At 65.2% G+C, this 2,412-nt stretch carries 2 protein-coding genes; one reads left to right on the forward strand and one right to left on the reverse strand.

All coding sequences use genetic code 11. From position 1 onward, the window contains the following. The first annotated feature begins 64 nt into the window (after positions 1–64). The gene (locus tag VML93_RS14000) at positions 65–1,051 is read left to right on the forward strand and encodes a DUF4238 domain-containing protein (RefSeq protein WP_325611447.1); all 987 of its coding nucleotides are present in this window, start codon (positions 65–67) and stop codon (positions 1,049–1,051) included. Between the two features lie 176 nt (positions 1,052–1,227). On the opposite strand, the gene VML93_RS14005 is transcribed toward VML93_RS14000, so the two are convergent. Continuing rightward, positions 1,228–2,100, reverse strand: a complete 873-nt coding sequence (locus tag VML93_RS14005) for an acyl-CoA thioester hydrolase/BAAT C-terminal domain-containing protein (protein ID WP_325611445.1) — start codon at positions 2,098–2,100, stop codon at positions 1,228–1,230. Between the last annotated feature and the right edge of the window lie 312 nt (positions 2,101–2,412).

Below are 2,412 nucleotides of genomic sequence, written 5' to 3' on the forward strand. Positions count from 1 at the left end.
CCCACTCCGCACTCCTCTCGCGCCCGGTGATCCTCGGCGGCATCACTTCATCCCGCAGTTCTTCCTGCGGCGCTTCGCCGATGAGAACGAGCAGCTCGCAGTCCGGCGCCTCGACGACACGGAGACCTATCAGGTCACGAACGTCATCAACATCGCCGTAATCAAGGACTTCTACACCGTCATCGACGAGGAGATCGGCGAGACCGTGATGGTCGAGAAGCTCCTCGCGCACGTCGACGGGAAGGCGAAGGCCGCGATCGACCGGATGGTCCTCGGCGTCTTCTTCCCGCCGTCGGCTGCTGACCGCATGTCGCTCTGCGAGTGGCTGGGCCTGTTGTTCGTACGCGATCCGCACACGCGTCGGCGCGACGAAGCCATGGCCGACCACACGTACAAGCTCGACCTATCGCTCGTGCATGACGAGGAGACAGCGCGGAAACGTCTGCGGATGAACATGGGTCGGGAGCCGTCCGACGAGGAAGTCGCCGAAATGCTCGCCGCGGTGAACGACCTCGACTCGTTCGAGATCACGCCGCACCAGAACGACCTCGTGACGATGATGCTTGAGATGGGCATGCACGTCGCTCTCCGGCTTCTCCGACGCAACTACACCGTCGTGCGCTTCGCCAAGCCCGGCTTGGTGCTCAGCGACCGGCCGATGATGCTGTACCAGCGGCGCGAGAACCGGAACCCGCTGATGGGCGTCGGCATCGAGACCGCGGACGAGATCTGGATCCCATTGGACCGCAAGACGCTGCTCGTGCTCCACAGCGATCCGATCGTCGGCGACTGCATCATGGACGCCCCGCCGGGCTTCACGATCGACGAGTGCAACCGGCAACTCATCTTCTTCGCATCGTCGGAGATCTATTGCCATCCCGATGACTTTCGGCGACTCGAACAACTCGACCTTCCCGATCCTGACCGCCCGCTGTTCACGGTCTCCGGCGGCGGCTGGATACGAGGAGGAACGGACGGCGTAAACAAGCCGGCGAAGCGCAAGCGGCATCGCCGATACCGGCGCGTGACCGATACGTCCTCCGCCGACTAATCGGTTGCGCGGACACTGCTGGTCGGCTGCGCCATGACGGGCGCAGCCGACAACACCCACGCGGCTACACCCAGAACACACACCAGGCAGAAGAACACGACCGGGCGGGCAGGCACGGCCGGCTCGAAATAAGACGCCAGTCCGGGCATTCTGTGCGGATGATGGCCGCGCGATGCTCACAGATGTCCGCCGAGGTGGTGCACGACCGCGGGTAGGGCGATCTCATGCGCGGCATCGAGAGCCTGATCGGTACCGCCGTTGTCGAAGTGCGTAGGCGGTGCCTGCCCTGACGGCCACGGCCGCACGACGACGTGACCGCACTCCGGGAAGTTGAGGTGGCGCACGTCGGCGGTTCGGCCGTGCTTGTTCATGCGGTCCACGATGGTCTGCGCCATCGCCGTGGACGGACACGCTCCGTCTTTCCCCCCGGACAGAAGCAAGATCGGCCCGGTTGCGCGCTCGACCGGAATGGCAGCCGCAGCAGCCGTGTCGGCCTGTTCCAGCGCGGCGGCGTAGATGCCGACCGAACGAAGGCCTCGCTCGGTCCGCTCGTATCCGATGCCCGGAACGGGCGGCACAAAGGGCACGGGCCGATCATGCAGTGTCCAGCTCGACCGGGCTGAAGCGTCCGGAACGCCGCCGGTGAAATCAACGCCAAACCACGCCACACAGCTCGGGGCGATTGCCGCCACCGGACCGAACAAGTCCGGGTAGGCCGTCGCCGCAAGCAGCGCCAGCTCAGCACCCTTCGAGCCTCCGACGAGACCGATGTCGACGCCGTGGACTTCGGGTCGCCGTCGCATCCACTCTCCGGCGGCCGCGACCGTTTCGATAGGAATCTCGCAGAGTGCCGAGGACAGCGGCTCGACTCCGAAATAGGCCGCTGCCAGAACGGCGATGCCGTGTGGTGCTAGCAACTCACCCCACCACGAAGGGATTCCGCCGCCTGAACCACTGAGCGCCACCACGCCCGGATGCGGACCCGGACCCGCGGGAACGCTGTACGTCCCGACGACTCCGTTCTCGGCAACCTTCAACACGGTGTGCACTCAGTCAATCATGGTCCGCCGCCGGAACTCGCGCGCCAGAACTGATTGCGCCTCTGGGTGTCAAGCGGCGGTTCGCGTCTCTTGGTTGGTGAGGATGATGGCGCGAATGTCGTTGTAGATCTCGCGGGCGACGTAGCGCTTGAGGCAACGGATGGCTTCTCGTTTGGAGAGGCCTTCCCTGGTGCGTCGTTCGATGTACGCGATGGTGGGTGGTGCTTGGCGGCGATGCGGGTCATGACCACGGTCCAGAGCGTGGCGTTAGCGTGGCGATCGCCGGCTCGGTTGAGGCGGTGCCGTTTCGTCTTGCCGGAT

It is taken from the genome of Mycobacterium sp. (genome assembly GCF_035499775.1).
Taxonomy (GTDB): domain Bacteria; phylum Actinomycetota; class Actinomycetes; order Mycobacteriales; family Mycobacteriaceae; genus Mycobacterium.